The sequence below is a fragment of the Cellulomonas taurus genome (assembly GCF_012931845.1).
Lineage (GTDB): Bacteria > Actinomycetota > Actinomycetes > Actinomycetales > Cellulomonadaceae > Cellulomonas > Cellulomonas taurus.
The window spans coordinates 856,450-873,359 of record NZ_CP051884.1 but is presented as its reverse complement, the minus strand read 5'-3'; the positions used below and the strand labels follow the sequence as shown (position 1 = coordinate 873,359).

Below are 16,910 nucleotides of genomic sequence, written 5' to 3'. Positions count from 1 at the left end.
CCAGGCGAAACAGGGGTCGACAAGGGGCGTTACATCATCGGACGAATCCGGACGAAACCACCGGCCCGATCCGTGGATTCGGGCCGAATCCGTTACAGGCCTAGGCGGGCCGAGGCGGGCCGAGGTCGGCACCTCGCGCCACCAGCGGGTGGGCGGAGTGCCGACCTCGGGCGTGGAGTGCCGACCTCGGCGGGGCGGCGGGTGCGGGGCGGCGGGTGCGGGGCGGCGGGGTGGATGGGGGGCGCGTGGGGTCAGACTCGTGCGGCCAGGCCCTGGAGTTGCAGGACCAGGGACTTGATCGCGGCGGCGGGGACGGCATCGGCGGTGGACAGGTCCGGGTCGGAGCACAGGACGACCGGCGCATCCGTGGGCGACTCCGGCAACCGGCCGTGGGTGCCGCGCACGCACGTCGGGTCCAGTGGGGTGGTGGACATGGCGTAGCGCAGCCCGAGCTTCTTGCGGACCAGGTTGAGTCCGGCGCGGGCCTTGGCGAGGCGGTCGGCCGGGTCGAAAAACAGCTCCGCCGGGTCGTAGCCGGGCTTGCGGTGGATGTCCACACCCCGGGCGTAGTCGGGCGCCCGGTCGTCGTCCAGCCAGAAGTAGTAGGTGAACCACGCACTCGGCTCGGCGACCAGGACCAGTTCGCCCGCGTTGGGGTGGTCGAGCCCGAAGGTTGCCTGGGCCTGCCGGTCGAGCGCCAGATCGACCCCGGGCAGGTCGCGCAGCAGCGCGCCGACCCGCGGCAGATCATCCGGGTCCCGGACGTAGACGTGCGCCACCTGGTGGTCGGCGACCGCGAACGCCCGGGAGGTCCACGGGTCCAGTTGCTCGCGGCCATCCTGGACGTAGACCTCCAGCAGCCCGGCCGAGCGGAGCACGCGGTTGACGTCGACCGGGGTGGTGGCGGGTTCGATGCCGTACTCGGAGACCACCATGACCGTGATGCCGCGGGCCTCGGCGTCGTCCAGCAGCGGGCCCAGGGCGGCGTCGAGGTCGGCGGCGGCGGCATCGGCCCGGGGGTCGAGCGGCCCGAAGCGTTGCAGGTCGTAGTCGAGGTGCGGCAGGTAGGCCATGGTCAGCGCGTCGGTGCGGGTGGCGAGCAGATGCCGGGTGGCGTCCACGATCCACCGGGTGGAGGTGATCGAGGCGGTCGGCCCCCAGTAGGTGAACAGCGGGAAGTCCCCCAGGCGGTCGGTCAGCTCGTCGTGCAGTGCGGGCGGACGGATGTACGCGTCCGGGGACTTGCGCCCGTCGGCGTGGTAGATCGGGCGCGGGGTGACCGTGACGTCGGTGGTCATGCCCATCGCGTACCACCAGCAGATGTTGGCGGCGGTGTAGTCGGGGTCGAGGCGGCGGGCGGTCTCCCAGAGCTTCTCCCCCGTGATCAACCGGTTGTGCTGCCGCCACAGGTGCACCTCGCCCAGGTCGCGGAAGTACCACCCGTTGCCGACCGCGCCGTGCTGGGCGGGGGCGAGTCCGGTGAGCATCGTCGACTGCACCGAGCAGGTCACGGCGGGCAGGACGGTGTCCAGGCGTGCCTGCCACCCGGTCGAGGCCAGGCGGCTCAGGCGGGGCATCTGGCGCAGTGCCCGGGGGGTCAGCCCGACGACGTCGAGCAGCAGGACGGGCTTCATGCGGACCTCCGGACGGAACGAGTGTCGGCCGGTGCCTCCGGCACCTGGGGCGGGGAGCCTGGCAGGTCGGCGGGCGAGTCGGCGAGCGGGCGGGTGGGCAGGTCAGCGAGCGGGCGGGTGGGGCGGTCGGCCGACCACAGATCGGCGGGCAGCAGGTGGGTGACCGCCCAGCGCAGCTCGGCGGCGATCCCGGCGACCAGGTCGGACTCGGCGCGGGCGGCCAGGTCGTCGGGCAGCACCGCCCAGGTGTAGGTCTCCACGTCCAGGTGGGCCTCGTCGCCGTGCGGGGTGCGGGCCACGGCACCGACCGCCGTGCGCAGCACCTCGGTGGTGGCGGACAGCGGGGCGGCGGGCCGGGCGTGCAGCGGGACGTGCACGTGCACCCGCCACGGTCCGGTGGCGGGCAGGGTGTCCAATGCCTCCGGCAGGTCGTCCACCCGGAGGACGCCCTCAGGTCCCTGCTCGCGGGTCTGGTGCAGATAGCGCGGTTCGGCGAACCGGGCGACGGCGGCGCGGGCCACCGGGTCGGCCGGGTCGTCGACCTGCAGTGCCGCCGACGCCTGCACCTTCACCACCCGCAGTCCGGCGTCCCGGATCCGGCGCACCGCCTGCACCGGGTCGGCGAAGCTGGTCGCCAGGTGGCAGGTGTCCAGGCAGATCCCGACGTGTTCCGGGTCGATGAGGTCGGTCCGGGCCGCCAGCCAGTCGACCACGTCGTCGACGGTGTCCAGGATGCAGCCCGGCTCGGGTTCGACCGCCAGCCGGACGGTGCGGGGCAACCGGCGCAGCTCGGTGGCGACCCGGGACAGGGCGGCGGTGGCCAGCGCATCGTGGTCGGCGGTCCACCCGTCCCGCCAGCCGAGCGGCAGGGTGGAGATCGACCCGGCGACGCCCTCCGGCAGCAGGTCGGCCAGCACCCGGGCGCAGGCCAGCGTGTAGTCGGCGCGAGCGGGATCGGCCCAGGTCGGGGTGTAGACGGCGAGTTTGACCACCTCGGCGTGGAAGCCGCCGTAGGGGAACGCGTTCAGGGTGTGCACGGTCAGCCCCTGCTCGGCCAGCACGGTGCGCAGCCGCTGGCGGTCGGCGGTCGACTCGTCCAACCGGTGCGCCAGGGTGGCGGGCAGCCACAGCCCCACGCCGAGGGTGTCCAGGCCCGCCGCGCGGCGCACCGGCCCGGCATAGCGTTCGAGCTGGGCGATCACGCCGTCCAGGTCCTCCGCCGGGTGCACGTTGGTGCAGTAGGACAGCAACATCGACTGCCCCCTCATGCCCGGACGCCGCGCAGCACAGAGGACCCGGCGAACTCGGCGGGTGCGGGGGCCTGTCCGGCGATGAAGCCGGGCACCGGGTCCAGGATCAGGTTCGCCCCGAAGAACTCCACCGGATTGCGCCAGAGCACCTGGTCCACCTCGTCCTCGGTGAACCCGGCCTCCAGCATGGTGACGCCGGTGCGCCAGGTCTTCAGCGGGTCGGAGCGCCCCCAGTCGGCGGCGGAGTTCACGATCATCCGGTCCAGGCCGTACTCGCGCAGGATGGCGACCATCCGCACCTCGTCCATCTTGGTGTCCGGGTAGATCGAGAACCCGGCCCAGGCACCGGCGTCCCGGACCAGCCCGACCGTCGTCTCGTTCAGGTGGTCGACCAGCACCCGGTCCGGGGTCAGCCCGGCCTCGCGCACCACGTCCAGGGTGCGCCGCGTCCCGGCCAGCTTGTCCCGGTGCGGGGTGTGCACCAGCGCGGGCAGATCGGCGTCCAGGGCCATCGCGAGCTGGGCGGCGAAGACCTGGTCCTCCTGCGGGGTCATCGCGTCGTAGCCCAGCTCGCCGACTGCGACCACGCCCTCCTTGGTCAGGTAACGCGGGATGACCTCGAGCACCTCGCGGCAGCGCGGGTCGTTCGCCTCCTTGGGGTTCAGGCCGATGGTCGCGTGGTGCCGGATGCCGAACTGGGCGGCCCGGAACCGTTCCCAGCCGATCAGCGCGTCGAAGTAGTCAACGAAGGAACCGACGCTGGTCCGGGGCTGGCCGAGCCAGAACGCCGGTTCGACCACGGCCCGGACGCCGGCGGCGTACAGCGCCTCGTAGTCGTCGGTGGTGCGGCTGGTCATGTGGATGTGCGGGTCGAGGATGCGCATCAGGACTCCTTCTGCTGCCCGGCGATCCGGGCGAGGTCGTCGGGGACGGGGCGCCCGGCGGCGCGACGCTCGGCGGCGAGGTCACCGGCCATCCGGGCGAGTTCGGCATCGGCGCGATCGGCCAGTCCCGCCACGGCGTCCAGGCTGACCTGCTGGAACACCAGCTTCACCGCCGCGTGCCGCCAGGTGTGCTGGTCCAGGTGAGCGGCGGCGAACGGGCCGGTGGCGGCGGCGACCAGCGACGGGTCGTTGGTGCGCAGGGCGTCGGCGGCCAGCTCCTGGCCCAGCGCGATCAGCTCCGGCGACAGGGCGTCCACCACGGTGAGGGCGTCCAGGCCGCGCAGCACGCCCCGGCGCTCGCCGGTGTCGCCCTGCTGGTAGAGGGTGCGCAGGGTGTCGACCAGGTCGACACCGCCGGTGTGCGGGTCGGGGCGGCGCGCCGAGCCGGTGTCCGCAGCGGGCACGGCCGCGACCACCAGGGCGGCCCGGGCGGCGTCGGCGACGGTGCCGAACACCACGCCACCGGGGTCGTGGTCCGCACGCAGGGCGTCGCGGCCGACCCGACGGGCCGCGAGGGCGAACGGCGCGCCGAGGCGACGCGGGTCCTGGTGGACGACCCCGATCGCCTCCGCGAGCCAATCGGTGGGCGGGGCCAGGGCGGCGGCGACCACCGGCGGGGTGGGATCGGTGCGGGAGATGCTGCCCGGTGGGGCGGTGCTGGCCGGGGACGGCGTCGTCGACGTCATGGCTGCTCCTTGGGTGGGGGTTGAGGGACGGGCGCGGGCGATGGCGTCGTGGCTGTGCCGCAGCAGGTGGGGTGCGTCCCAGGAGTGCCGGGGCAGCTCGACCGAGACCACGCCGGTGTAGCCCGTGGCGTCCAGGGCGATCAGGGCGGCGGGCAGGTCGAGGTCGCCGTCACCGAAGGGCCGATGCTCGTGGTGGCTGCTCGGCATGTCGTCGATCTGGACGTGCGCCAGGGCGGGCGCGGCGGCGGCGAGCGCCCCGGCCACTCCCCCGGACTCGACCACCAGGCAGTGCCCGATGTCGACGGTCAGGCCCAGCGCCGTCGGGTCGCCGAGGGCCGCCCGGATCGCCAGCGCGTCCGCGACCGTCTCCACCACCATCCCGGGCTCGGGTTCCAGGGCGAGCCGGATCCCGTGCCGGTCGGCGACGTCCACCAGGGATCCGAGGCGGTGCAGCAGCCGGTCGCGGGCGGCCGCCGCGTCGTCGCCCGGGGTGAGCACACCGGAGAAGAACTGCACGGTGTCCGCCCCGAGTTCCTCGGCGACCTGCACCGCGCGCCGCAGGTAGGCCACCCGGGCGTCCGCCTCCGCGTCGACCAGCGCCGGGGCGTGCTTGCGCCGGGGGTCGAGCAGGAACCGGGTGCCGGTCTCGATCACCAGGGTCAGGCCGAGGGCGTCCACCCGCCGATGCACCCGATGCAGCTCGTCCGGTTCGGCCCAGGGGTCCAGGTGCGGGAAGCCGAGGGTCAGGGCGACGGCGCCGTAGCCGGTCTCCGCGATCAGGTCGAGAGCCTGCGGCAGCGGGTGGTCGCCGAGGCCGTTGGTGCCGTAGCCGAGGGTCCAGGTCATGTCTCGCTCACCGTCCGGCGGCCACGACGCAGCGCTACCCCTGCGACGCCGACCAGCCCGACGAGTGCGGCGGCGACCGGCGACCCGGAGCGGGCAGCCCAGGCTGCTTGCAGCGGGATCATCGCCCGGATGCCCGCGCCGGTGGCGGTGCGGGCCTGGGCGGCACCAGGGGTACGCACGGCCGCGCGCTGCGGCGGAAGGACGGTGGCGAGGTAGGCGGCGGTGGCGAGGGCGGCCGCCGCCAGTGCGGGGGTGGTGGCGGGGCGCCGGGCCGCCGAGCGGGCGCGGCCGGAGCCAGTGGCCTGGGCCGGGGCGGCAGCGCTGGTGAGATGGGCGGGGATCGTGGGTCCCAGCAGCGTGGCGGCGGCGACGGTGGCCGTGGTCGCCAGGGCCGCGCCCGCCACCCCGGTGCTGGTGCCGTGCACCTCGCCGCGGGACAGCCAGGTGACCCCGGCGGTGTGCGCCGCGATGGTGGCGGCAGCCGAGGCGGCGGCGCGCAGCCGACCCACCCCGGCGCCCATCAGCACGTCCAGACCGCGGCAGGCGGCCATCGCGACCGGACCGGCCGGGCTGTCCTTCAGCACGGCGTCGTAGAGCCACACCCCGGCCGCCAGCGGGACGGCGACGGCCAGGGACCGCCGACCCCCGCCGACGGCGGCGAGCGCCAGACCCGCGACGCCCAGTCCCCCGGCGACCGCCAGCGCCCGCTCCGGAGTGATCCGGCCCGAGGGGATCGGCCGCTCCGGGCGTTCGGCCGCGTCCAGCTCCCGGTCCGCCCAGTCGTTCAGCGCCATGCCCCCCGAGTAGAGGCACGCCGACGCCACCGGCAGCACCGCGCGCCGCGGCGTCCACGCGTGCCCCGCCGCAGAGCCCCCCGCCACCGTGTCGCCCAGCACCGTCAGCACCGCCGGTGCCCGCACCAGTTCCAGGTAGTCGGCGACGGTCGCGAGGTCGGCAGTTCCGGCCCGATCCGAGGTGGCGGACTGCCGACCTCGGGCGCGGACTGCCGATCTGGGCGGGAACTGCCGACCTGGGGCGGGGGGGTGGGTGGGGGTGGGGTGGGGGGTGGGGGTCACAGGGGGGCCGCCGTCCGCTCCGCCCAGGCGCGCAGGGCGTCGGCCTGCTCGGCGGCGCCGTGGGTGTCGCTGCCCCACGGGTCCTTGAAGAAGAACCCGAGCTCCGGCACCACGCCACCGATCCCGGCCCGGTCGGCCAGGGCCAGCAACCGGGTCAGGTCCAGCACCATCGGCGCCGCCAGCATGGAGTCGTAGGCGCTCCACGTGGTCTGCAGTGTGATCCGGGAGCCGAGGAAGCCCTGCACGTGCACGTGGTCCCAGGCCACCTTGATGTCGCCCAGGTCCGGGACGTTGTCGATGTGCAACGGCGTGACGTCGGAGCCGGTCAGGTCGCGCAGCCCCCGGGTCTTGGAGGCCAGCTTGGAGCGCACCGCCTCCGGGTCGGCCAGGGTGGCACCGTCCCCGCCGCCGAGCAGGTTCGCCCCGGCCCAGGACAGCACCCGCAGACCACGGTCGGTGAACGCGGGGGCCAGCACCGTGCGCAGCCAGGTCTGCCCGGTCTTGCCGTCCTGCCCGGCCACCGGCACCCCGGCCTCGCGGGCCAGCTCCAGCAGCGGTCGCATCCCGGTGGACGGGGTGAAGCAGGCGTAGGGGCTGCCCGCGATCAGCGCTGCCCAGGCGGCGACCGACGACGGGGGCAGCAGCACCCGGTCCGGTTCGGTCAGCTGCTCGACGTCCACGTCATCGATGTCCTGCGGCGGCTCGGTGGACGACAGATCGACCACCACCACCCGCTCCAGGCCGTGGCGGTCGCGGAAGTCCACGATGTCGGCCGCGAGCCGCTCCGCTTCCTGCTGCTGGCTGTGCCCGGGCGGCAGGGTGGCGTAGCCGGGGCGGACCTCGGCGTCGGCCAGTTCCAGGTCGTCGTGGCTGGCGGCCAGCAGCGCGGCGGGGATCATCCCGGCGTCCACCAGGGTCTCGGCGCGCTTGGTCAGCGACACGTGGCTGACGTCATGACCACCGACCACGATGTCGGCGAAGTCCACCAGGCCGGGCCAGCCGCTGGTGACGCAGCCCTCGGCGCCGGCGTGACCACGGGCGATCGCGGCCAGGCCGAGCACCGCGGTGGTGGCGACCGAGCCGCGCGCGCCGATCAGCCACAGGCCGGTGCTCACGCCTCCTCCCGGGTGGAGAACGCGGAGTCGAAGGCCGCGTCGGGGGCGTCGAAGGCCAGCGACCGCACGAACTCCAGTGCCTGCGGCGCACCGAGCAGGCGGTCCATCCCGGCGTCCTCCCACTCCACCGAGATCGGGCCGTCGTAGCCGATGGCGTTCAGGGTGCGGAAGGCGTCCTCCCACGGCACGTCGCCGTGTCCGGTGGAGATGAAGTCCCAGCCGCGGCGCGGGTCGGCCCAGGGCAGGTGCGAGCCGAGCCGCCCGTTGCGGCCGTTGGTCATCCGCTTGCGGGTGTCCTTGCAGTCGACGTGGTAGATCCGGTCGGCGAAGTCGATCAGGAAGCCGATCGGGTCCAGGTCCTGCCAGACCATGTGGCTCGGGTCCCAGTTCAGGCCGAAGGCCTCCCGGTGGCCGATCGCCTCCAGGGTGCGCACGGTGGTCCAGTAGTCGTAGGCGATCTCGCTCGGGTGCACCTCGTGGGCGAAGCGGACGCCGACCTCGTCGAAGACGTCCAGGATCGGGTTCCACCGGTCCGCGAAGTCCTGGTACCCGGCCTCGATGGTCTCGGCGCGGACCGGCGGGAACATCGCCACGTACTTCCAGATCGCCGAGCCGGTGAAGCCGACCACTGTGTCGACCCCGAGCTTGGCGGCCAGCCGGGCGGTGTGCTGCATCTCCTCCGCTGCCCGCTGGCGGACGCCCTCCGGGTCGCCGTCGCCCCACACCCGGGGCGAGAGCATGTCCTGGTGCCGCTGGTCGATCGGGTCGTCGCAGACCGCCTGGCCCTTGAGGTGGTTCGAGATCGCCCACACCTTCAGCCCGTGCCGGTCCAGGATGTCGCGGCGGGACTGCACGTACTCCTCGTCGTCCCAGCGCCAGGGGTCCAGGTGGTCGCCCCAGCAGGCGATCTCCAGACCGTCGTAGCCCCACCCGGCGGCCAGCTCGGCCACCTTCTCGAACGGCAGGTCGGCCCACTGGCCGGTGAACAGGGTGATCGGTCGCATGTCTTCTCCTTTGCAGCGATGGGTCAAGCGGTGCGCAGCGCGTCGGCGACGGCGGCGTCGACCGCGCGCTGCTGGGCTGCCTTGCGCCGGCGTCCGGCCCCGGCCCGCCACACGATCAGCGCGACCAGCAGCAGCAGGCCGGCGATCTGAGTCCAGGGCACCGCCCAGGCATTCGCGGAGGCGGAGGCGGTCGGCACGGCGACCCGCTCGGCGTCTCCACCGGGCAGGGCGACCACGGTGCCGCCGACGCTGATCTCGGCGGTGGCGAGCACCAGCGGCCAGACGTCCTCCAGGGTGGCGGTGCGCTGCACGGTGGCGCCGGGGATCAGCTCCGGCAGGTCGACCTGTGCGGCCGGGGTGCTGCCCCAGCCGAAGGGACCGCCGACGGTCACGGTCTCCCCCGGCGCGATCCGGGCGTTGCCGGTGTTGGTCACCGCGAAGCTCACGGTCGCGGTGCCCGGGGTCAGCGGGTTGGCGCCGGCGCTGAGGTACTGCACCTGCACGTCGTCGACGGTCAGTGCGGGGGTGAGGTCACCGGTCACCCGCAGGTGCACCCGGGAGCCGAGGCGGCGGTCGACGGTGACGCCCTCGGCGTTCTCCACGCGCAGGGTGGAGACCACCCCACCGGCGTAGTCGCCGGGCTGTGCGTCGGCCGGGACGGTGAGGGTGAAGGGCACCTCCACCGACTCGTTCGGCGGGACGGTGACCGGGCTGCCCGCGGCGACGGTCCAGGCGCCGACCGCCTCGGACTGCTCGCCCGCCGCGACCAGGTCCAGCGTGCCGTCCGAGGTCAGGAAGCCATCGGCGGCGTAGACGTCCAGGCTGAGCGGCTCGCCGCCCCGGTTGGTGACGACGATCGCGTCCTGCACCGTGCCCCCGGGCGGCAGCCGGTAGGCGAAGTTGGGCCGGTCGGTGCCGTGCACGGTGTTGGCTGGACGGACACCCCAGGACACCTGCTGCGGATCGGTGGCGGCGTCGGCGCGCGGGGCGAAGGCGAAGATGCCCGCGAGCACCAGGGTGAGGGTGAGGATCAGGGCCCGGAGCACGACGCGCACGGCGGTGCTCGACGGACGTGGGAGTGGGAGCGGAGCGGTCACGTCGTCGTGGCCGCGGGTGGAGCTGGTGAACATGGCAACCGCCTGATGAGGGAGTGGGCGGGGGTGGGGGCCGCCGTCCCGCCCGGGATGAGGACCGGGCGGGACGACGGCGTGCCGGTCAGCTCAGCGCGGTGAGCGTGAGCGTCGCGGTGTAGGTGCCCGACGGGGCGTCCAGCGGCAGCTGCAGGTCGAGGTCGGCACCGACCAGCGACGAGCCACGGCCGTGACCCTCCTCGGCGGAGGCCAGCGTGCGGGCGACCGACAGGCCCTCGCCGCCACCCTCCAGGGCGCTCGGCACCGGCGCACCGGCCACCGCGTCGCCCGCGTTCTCCAGGACCTGCGGGGTCCAGCCCAGGAAGGAGGAGGACAGCGCCTGGCCCCCGGCCTGGAAGTCGGAGACCTGCGCGGTGATCGACCACACCGGGTCACCCGCCCGGGTGTCCTGCACCCGGACCGGCACGATCTCGCCGGTGGCCTGGTACCGGTCCTGGAGTTCCTCGGCGACCCCGAGGTTCACCAGGCCGTTGCCGCCCTCCAGCGACCAGGTCAGCTCACCCGCCCGCTGCTCCGGCACGGTGACCGCGATGGCCTGGTCACCGGCGACCGCCTCGCCCGGCTGCTCGCCGGTGAAGTCGCCGTCGACCGATCCGGCGGTGATCCCGGGGCCGAAGGCGGCGGCCGGGTCGTTGCCGTCCAGGGTGATCGCGCCGTAGACGGTGGACTGGGCGACCCGCAGATTCGCGGTGTTGCCGCTCAGCACCAGGTTCCCGCCGACGGTGTTGCCCCACGCGGCCGCCGAGCCGTCGGCGTTGGCGCCGATCAGCACGTCACGGGAGGACCCGGTCACCGACAGGTTGCCGCCGACCACCGCCCCGGCGACCAGCGCGCCGAAGTCCGCGTCGGCGATCGACACGTCATCGTCCACGCCGGTGCGGACCAGATCGACGTAGGTCGGCGCCTGGGCCAGCACGCCGCCGGTGATCTGGGAGTCGGTGATCTCCACGTCCACGCCTCCGGTGGCGACCGAACCGGCCACCTCCAGGTCGTTGAGGTAGAGGAAGCCGACCCGGGTGTCGGTGGCGTAGACGCTGATGTCACCGCCGACGGTGGTGCCGTCGATCAGCACCCCGTAGGGATCGGTGGCGAGCACGTCCCCGGTGATGGTGGCCGATGTCGCGTCCAGCCAGCCACCGGCCTCGACGATCACCGACCCCTCGACGGTCGCGCCGCCGAGGGTGCAGTCGGCACCGGCCGGGACCACCAGGTCACCGGTGACGGTCTGGTCGCCGAGGTCGGTGGTGCAGTCGGTCCCGGCGGCCTGGGCGATCGGGATGCCGACCGCGGTGAGGGCGAACGTCCCGACCAGCACGGCCGGGATCTTCCACATGCGCTTCATGGCTTCCTCTCCCCGCCTCAGCCGCGGAGCCCGGCGATGGCGTCGTAGCTCCGGTCGGCGTTGCCGAAGGAGTCGAGCGGGTTGGGCGGCACCGCGGTGGTGGCGGCGTTGTCCTGCTCGTACAGGCCGAAGTGCTGGCCACGGGTGCGCAGCTGGGACAGGAAGGACTGGTACGGCAGGTCACCGGCACCGAATTCGATGATGTCGTAGCCGTTGCCGCTGGCCTCGTTGGCCTTGCCGTCCTTCAGGTGCAGCAGCGGGTAGCGCCGCGGGTTGCGCAGGATGTAGTCGATCGGCTCGAACCCGGGGTACTTGTGCTGGCCGACGTAGGCCCAGTAGATGTCCATCTCCAGGAACACCAGGTTCGGGTCGGTGTTGTCGTAGAACACGTCGTAGAGCCGGACCGAGGGGTCGACCGGGTCGAAGCGGAACTCGCCGTCGTGGTTGTGCTGGTAGAGCTTCAGTCCGGCGGCGCTGACCTGCTCGCCCCACCCGTTCCACTCCTCGGCCGCCGCGAGGTAGCCCTCCTTGGTGGCGTCGTTGGTCGGGGCGTTCCCGGTGCCCAGGTGCGGCGTGCCGAGGGTGTGCGCGATGTCGATCTGGTTGGCCAGGTCGGTGCGCAGCAGGCTGGTGCTGACGTGGCTGCCGACGGCGCGCAGTCCGTTGTCGTCCAGCAGGGTGCGGATCTCCTGCGGGGTGATCGGGCCGACGTTGCCCTGGGTGTACCCGGCGAACTCGATCTCCGAGTAGCCCATCGCGGACAGCTGCTCGAACACGGTGCGGAAGCCGACCGAGGCCACCTTGTCCCGCACGGTGTACAGCTGGATGCCGATCCGGTTGGCCGGGACGAGCTTGCTGCCGCCACGACCGGGGGCGGCGGCGGTCGGGGTGAGCGCCCCGGCGGACTGCGCACCGAGGGCGGTGCCCACGCCGACGGCCACGGTGGATGCGGCGAGGGCCTTCATCACCGAGCGACGGCTCATGGGCCGTGCCGGGAGTGTCTCGTGCTGGTGCATGTCTCTCCTTCGAGACTCGCGGGGTGCCGTGGGGCCGGGCCGCGTGCCCGGCCCCACGGGACCACTAGCTGCGGACAGTGAGGGTGGTGCTCGTGGTGCTCGCTGCGATACCGGCCGAGCCGCTGTAGGCGACCTGGACCTGGTAGGTGCCCTCCGGGAGCTTCCCGAGGGTGACGACGCTCGCGCCGGCGGCGTCGAGGGTCCCGGCGGCCGTGGCCACCGTGGCGTTGTTCCGCTTGACCGTGACCGTCACGTCGCCGGCCGGGACGATCCCGGTCGCCGACGCCACCTGCACCGACACCTTGGCGGCGACCGCGGGCTTCACCTGCGGGGCCGTGGCGGTGACGAGTGAGGTGGTGCGGGCGACGGTCAGCCGCACGGTGGACTCGGACGGCTTGAAGACCTCGCCGCCCGCGTACACCACCCGCAGGGTGTGGCTGCCCACCGCGAGGTCGGCGGCCAGCGGCACGGCAGCCGTGCCGTCGGCACCCAGCGGTGCCCGGCCGACCTCGGTCTCACCGAGCAGCACCGCGACCTCGCCGTCGGGGGCTTGCTCCCCGGCGGTGACCGACACGTTCACCACACCCGGGCTGCCGAAGCCGACCCGCGATGCCGGCACGGTGGCCGCCAGGGTGGTGTCGACGGTCGGCTCCTGCGGCGCGTCCAGGTCGACGGTGAAGGCGACCTGGCCCAGCTCGGAGACATTGCCCGCGGTGTCGGTCGCCCGGTACCGCAGGTCGTAGGCCCCGTTCTCGCCGAAGGTCACGCCGTACTGCTGGTTGGCGGCCAGGGCGATCCAGGTGGCGCCACCGTCCCGGCTGTACTCCACCGAACGGATCGCACCGTCGTCGGTGGGCTGGACGGCGAACCGGACCGGCTCGGTGAACACGCCACCCACACCGGTCGGCTCCGCCGGGGTGAGGGTGTGCGCCACGGTCGGTGCGGTGACATCGGCGACGCCCGCCCCCACCATGGTGATCGAGTCCACCGCCAGCTCGTCGGCGCTGGTGACCACCAGGTCGCCGGTGCCCTCGGGGGCGGTGAAGGCGATCTCCACGTCCTGCCACCCGGCGGCGGCGGGAATGGTCGCGGTGGCGAAGGGCGCGGCGTCGGCGGTGCCCCAGCGCAGCTGGATCTCACCGCCGCCGTTCGCCCGGACCACGGCGCCGGTGATCCCGGTGAAGTTCACCGGGGTGAAGGTCACCGAGTCCCCGTTGCCGAGGCCACGGATCGCGTTGCCACCGGAGGCCGAGGCGTCGCCGTAGACGGTGACGCCCTTCTTGACCCCGTGCTCCAGCTCCTGGGTCTTCGGGTTCAGCCGGGCGGTGGCCTCACCGCGGGCGGCCGGGACCCCGTTCGCCCCGTTGTCGGTGTAGTTGACCACCACGGCGCCGTACAGCAGCGCGCCGGGCCCGTGCTCCGGGGAGTTCGGGTCGGTGGCGAAGGCACCCTGGCAACCGGTGCCGGAGCTCTCCGGGTGGGCGTGCTCGTCGTGGCCCAGACCGTAGGTCCAGGACACCCGGCTGCACACCGTCTCGGCGCCGTCCTCGGCGTCGGTGGTCGTCACCTTGAACGGGACGGCCTGCCCCCAGTCGAAGAACCCGCCGTTCGCCGGGTAGTCGAGGGTGACCTCGGGTGCCTGGTTCCCGACCGAGATCGGGTGGCTGGTCAGCGCGAACTTGCCCTGCGGGTCGGTCACCCGCAGCCGGGCGGTGTACAGGCCCAGCTCGGTGTAGGTGTACGACGCGGAGACGCCCTCGGCGTCCCAGGTCCCGTTCCCGTCGAAGTCCCACTGGTAGGTGAGGGCCTCACCCTCCGGGTCCGCGGAGTCCGAGGCGTCGAACTCGACCTCGAGCGGTGCGGCGGAGGAGGAGTTCGGCGTGGCCGTGAAGGCGGCCCGCGGCGACTTGTTCCCCTCGGCGTAGGAGATCCGGTACAGCCCGGCGTCCGGGTTGGCCCGGAAGAAGCCGTCACCGTAGTCGAGCACGTACATCGCGCCGTCCGGACCGAACTCGATGTCCATCGGGTTGTCGATCGGCGGGAAGTCCGCCGAGCCGATCTCCGCGTTCGGGGTGACGTCCTCGATGTGGGTCACCTCGAAGGTGTCCCAGTCCACAGTGAAGGCGGCGATGTAGTCCTGGGAGAACTCACCGAAGAAGGCCTTCTTGTCCCAGTACTCCGGCCACGCGGACTCCCCTGCGTCGGGGTCGTAGTGGTAGACCGGCCCGCCCATCGGGCCCTGGCCGTTGCCGGTGCCGAAGGTGACCAGCTCGTCCCACGGCTGGTCGCCCGGCTCGTCGCCGTAGTACAGCGTGGCGGGCTTGGCCGGCGGCAGCTCGGTCAGACCGGTGTTCCAGCGCGAGTCGTTGACCAGGTTCTCCGGGTCGAAGAACGCCCCCGGAGTGCCGGTGGCGAAGTCCCAGTCGTTGTAAGCGAAGTTGTCACCGGTGACGAACGGCCAGCCGGAGTTGTGCGGCTCGTCCAGGCTGGTGACGTTCCACTCCACCAGACCCATCGGGCCACGACCGGCGGTCGCCGCGGCGGCCTTGGTCGCGTCCGGACCGTAGTCACCCCAGGACAGCGAGTTGGTCTGCGGGTCCACGTCCAGCTTGAACGGGTTGCGCACGCCCATCACGAAGATCTCCGGGCGGGTGCCCTCGGTGCCCTCCGGGAAGAGGTTCCCCTCCGGGATCGTGTAGCTGCCGTCCTCCTCGACGTGGATCCGCAGGATCTTGCCGCGCAGGTCGTTGGTGTTCCCGGCGCCACGGCGGGAGTCGAAGCCCGGGTTCATCCCCGGGGCGTCATTGTTCGGCGCGAAGCCGTTGGCACCCGGGGTCCCGGCCGGGGTGTTGTCGCCGGTGCCCAGGTACAGGTTCCCGTCGGCGTCCCAGTCGAAGTCGGCGCCGACGTGGCAGCACTGACCGCGCTGCACCTCGACGTCCAGGATCTTCTGCTCGCTGCTCAGGTCCAGTGCCTCACCCGTCCACTGGAACCGGGACAGCCGGTTCACGCCGACCCACTGGTCCCAGTAGGACTCGTCGGCACCGGCAGGCAGGGTGTTCGGGGCGTTCCCGGCGGGGGTGTTCCCGGGCGGGGCGTACACCAGGTACACCCAGCCGTTCTCCTCGAAGTCCGGGTCGATCCCGATGGACTGCAGGCCGTCCTCGGAGTTGGCGTACACCGGGATGCTGTTGACGATCGTGGTGACACCGGTGCCCGGGTCGGTCAGCCGGACGTCACCGTTGCGGGCGGTGTGCAGCACTCGACCATCGGGCAGCACCGCCAGATCGATCGGCTCGCCGACGTCCTTGGTCAGCGTCACCTTCTCGTAATTGGTCCAATCGAGTGCAGCTTCCGCACCCGGCTCGGCACCGTGGTCCACGCCATCGTGGGCTTGCGCGGGGGCACTGATCAGCGCGAACGCCGTCCCCGCCAGGACCGTCGCCAGCACCGCGGCGATCGGTCGTCTGCCGCGATGAGTGCGCGGCTGGATATCCTTCATGGGTGATGCAGCTCCTCAGGGGGTCTTATCACCGGGGTCGGGTCCGGATCCGTGCAGCGGCAACGGCACCCGACCTCGTCATGACAGGGAACGAACGCCCTCTCCTTCCACGTCGTTGTGGTGTTCCTCGGGAGTCAGGTCAGACAGTCGTCCAGCGACTGTCGTCGGCGGCTGAACGCTCCACCGCGTCCAGCACCCGCTGCACCGCCAGCCCGTCCGCGAAGGACGGTGCCGGGTCGGTGCCGGCGGAGATCGCGTCCACCAGATCGACGACCTGGTGGGTGAAGGCGTGCTCGTAGCCCAGCCCGTGGCCGGCCGGCCACCAGGCGGCGACGTACGGGTGCTCCGGTTCGGTGACCTGCACCCGGCGGAAGCCCTGCACGTCGTCCTCGGCGTCGAGGAACTGCAGCACGTTCATGTCCTCGAAGTCGAAGGCCAGCGAACCACGCGACCCGTTGACCTCGATCCGCAGTGCGTTCTTGCGGCCGGTGGCGAACCGGGTGGCCTCGAAGACGCCCAGCGCCCCTCCGGTGAGCCGACCGAGGAACACCGCCGCGTCGTCCACCGTCACCGGGCCGCGGGTGTCACCGGCGGCGCTCACCAGCCCACCGGACGGCCCGCCCGCCGGGTAGGGGCGTTCGGTCACGAAGGTCTCCAGCGTCGCCGCCACCCCGGTCACCCGCTCTCCGGTGATGAACTGCGCCAGGTCCACCGCGTGCGAGCCGATGTCACCGAGGGCACCCGATCCGGCCAACTGCTTGTCCAGTCGCCAGGTGAGGGGCGCCTCCGGGTCGGTCAGCCAGTCCTGCAGGTACTGCACCCGCACGTGGCGCAGGTCGCCCAGTCGTCCGTCGTCGACCAGCTGCCGGGCCAACTGCACCGCGGGCACCCGACGGTAGGTGAAGCCCACCATCGACCTGACCCCACGGGCGGCTGCCCGCTCGGCGGCGGCGACCATCGCCTCGGCCTCCGCGAGCGTGTTGGCCAGCGGCTTCTCGCACAGCACGTGCTTGCCCGCGTCCAGCGCGGCGATCGCGATCTCGGCGTGCGTGTGGCCGGGGGTGCAGATGTCCACCAGGTCCACGTCGTCCCGCTCGATCAGCTCGGACCAGCCGGTGACCGTCTGCTCCCAGCCGAGTCGTTCGGCGGCTGCCTTGACCCCACCCGGGTCACGTCCTGCCAGCACCCGCATCCGCGGGGCGAGCGGCAGGTCGAAGAACCGGGGGGCGGTGCGCCATGCCTGAGAGTGCGCGGCGCCCATGAAGGCGTAGCCGATCATCCCCACACCGAGTGTGCGTGCCTCGTTCATCGACGGGCTCCTTCCGTGGTCGGTGACCCGGGCCG

12 protein-coding genes are annotated in these 16,910 nt (G+C 73.0%); all 12 read right to left on the bottom strand.

The window, feature by feature from the left end:
• Positions 1–251: 251 nt before the first annotated feature.
• The 12 genes from HGK68_RS03980 to HGK68_RS03925 all read right to left on the bottom strand — a co-directional run bounded on the left by HGK68_RS03980 (position 252) and on the right by HGK68_RS03925 (position 16,875).
• The gene (locus HGK68_RS03980) at positions 252–1,634 is read right to left on the bottom strand and encodes an alkaline phosphatase family protein (RefSeq protein WP_169164788.1); all 1,383 of its coding nucleotides are present in this window, start codon (positions 1,632–1,634) and stop codon (positions 252–254) included.
• Positions 1,631–2,902, bottom strand: coding sequence for a metabolite traffic protein EboE (gene eboE / locus HGK68_RS03975; RefSeq protein WP_246260574.1), 1,272 nt, complete (start codon positions 2,900–2,902; stop codon positions 1,631–1,633). Before eboE ends, HGK68_RS03980 begins: the two co-directional genes overlap by 4 nt.
• Positions 2,899–3,768 (bottom strand): TatD family hydrolase, encoded by an 870-nt coding sequence (locus HGK68_RS03970; protein ID WP_169164787.1) that lies wholly within the window; start codon positions 3,766–3,768, stop codon positions 2,899–2,901. The genes eboE and HGK68_RS03970 overlap by 4 nt, the downstream gene beginning before the upstream one ends.
• Complete coding sequence (locus tag HGK68_RS03965; protein WP_169164786.1) at positions 3,768–5,360, bottom strand: TIM barrel protein; 1,593 nt, start codon at positions 5,358–5,360, stop codon at positions 3,768–3,770. The genes HGK68_RS03970 and HGK68_RS03965 overlap by 1 nt, the downstream gene beginning before the upstream one ends.
• The gene (locus HGK68_RS03960; RefSeq protein ID WP_246260573.1) at positions 5,357–6,436 is read right to left on the bottom strand and encodes an SCO3242 family prenyltransferase; all 1,080 of its coding nucleotides are present in this window, start codon (positions 6,434–6,436) and stop codon (positions 5,357–5,359) included. The genes HGK68_RS03965 and HGK68_RS03960 overlap by 4 nt, the downstream gene beginning before the upstream one ends.
• The gene (locus HGK68_RS03955; protein ID WP_246260571.1) at positions 6,433–7,551 is read right to left on the bottom strand and encodes an inositol-3-phosphate synthase; all 1,119 of its coding nucleotides are present in this window, start codon (positions 7,549–7,551) and stop codon (positions 6,433–6,435) included. Before HGK68_RS03955 ends, HGK68_RS03960 begins: the two co-directional genes overlap by 4 nt.
• Positions 7,548–8,555: a sugar phosphate isomerase/epimerase family protein gene (locus HGK68_RS03950; protein ID WP_169164785.1), complete on the bottom strand. Its 1,008-nt coding sequence runs from the start codon at positions 8,553–8,555 to the stop codon at positions 7,548–7,550. Before HGK68_RS03950 ends, HGK68_RS03955 begins: the two co-directional genes overlap by 4 nt.
• 23 nt (positions 8,556–8,578) lie before the next feature.
• The gene (locus HGK68_RS03945) at positions 8,579–9,610 is read right to left on the bottom strand and encodes a COG1361 family protein (protein ID WP_206155799.1); all 1,032 of its coding nucleotides are present in this window, start codon (positions 9,608–9,610) and stop codon (positions 8,579–8,581) included.
• A 160-nt stretch (positions 9,611–9,770) separates the two neighbouring features.
• On the bottom strand, positions 9,771–11,048 hold the full coding sequence (locus HGK68_RS03940; protein WP_169164783.1) for a WxL domain-containing protein: 1,278 nt from the start codon (positions 11,046–11,048) through the stop codon (positions 9,771–9,773).
• A gap of 17 nt (positions 11,049–11,065) precedes the next feature.
• Positions 11,066–12,031 carry a sugar phosphate isomerase/epimerase family protein gene (locus HGK68_RS03935; RefSeq protein ID WP_169164782.1) on the bottom strand — a complete coding sequence of 322 codons (966 nt, stop codon included), beginning with the start codon at positions 12,029–12,031 and terminating at the stop codon, positions 11,066–11,068.
• 97 nt (positions 12,032–12,128) lie between these two features.
• A complete protein-coding gene (locus tag HGK68_RS03930) occupies positions 12,129–15,566 on the bottom strand; it encodes a PQQ-dependent sugar dehydrogenase (protein WP_169164781.1) in 3,438 nt (1,145 codons plus the stop codon).
• Between the two features lie 139 nt (positions 15,567–15,705).
• Positions 15,706–16,875 carry a Gfo/Idh/MocA family protein gene (locus HGK68_RS03925; protein ID WP_206155797.1) on the bottom strand — a complete coding sequence of 390 codons (1,170 nt, stop codon included), beginning with the start codon at positions 16,873–16,875 and terminating at the stop codon, positions 15,706–15,708.
• Positions 16,876–16,910: the final 35 nt, after the last annotated feature.

Coding starts and splice junctions, on each gene's coding strand:
- HGK68_RS03980 (WP_169164788.1), bottom strand. CDS start 1,634: ATGAAGCCCGTCCTGCTGCTCGACGTCGTCGGGCTGACCCCCCGGGCA.
- eboE (WP_246260574.1), bottom strand. CDS start 2,902: ATGAGGGGGCAGTCGATGTTGCTGTCCTACTGCACCAACGTGCACCCG.
- HGK68_RS03970 (WP_169164787.1), bottom strand. CDS start 3,768: ATGCGCATCCTCGACCCGCACATCCACATGACCAGCCGCACCACCGAC.
- HGK68_RS03965 (WP_169164786.1), bottom strand. CDS start 5,360: ATGACCTGGACCCTCGGCTACGGCACCAACGGCCTCGGCGACCACCCG.
- HGK68_RS03950 (WP_169164785.1), bottom strand. CDS start 8,555: ATGCGACCGATCACCCTGTTCACCGGCCAGTGGGCCGACCTGCCGTTC.
- HGK68_RS03940 (WP_169164783.1), bottom strand. CDS start 11,048: ATGAAGCGCATGTGGAAGATCCCGGCCGTGCTGGTCGGGACGTTCGCC.
- HGK68_RS03935 (WP_169164782.1), bottom strand. CDS start 12,031: ATGAGCCGTCGCTCGGTGATGAAGGCCCTCGCCGCATCCACCGTGGCC.
- HGK68_RS03930 (WP_169164781.1), bottom strand. CDS start 15,566: ATGAAGGATATCCAGCCGCGCACTCATCGCGGCAGACGACCGATCGCC.
- HGK68_RS03925 (WP_206155797.1), bottom strand. CDS start 16,875: ATGAACGAGGCACGCACACTCGGTGTGGGGATGATCGGCTACGCCTTC.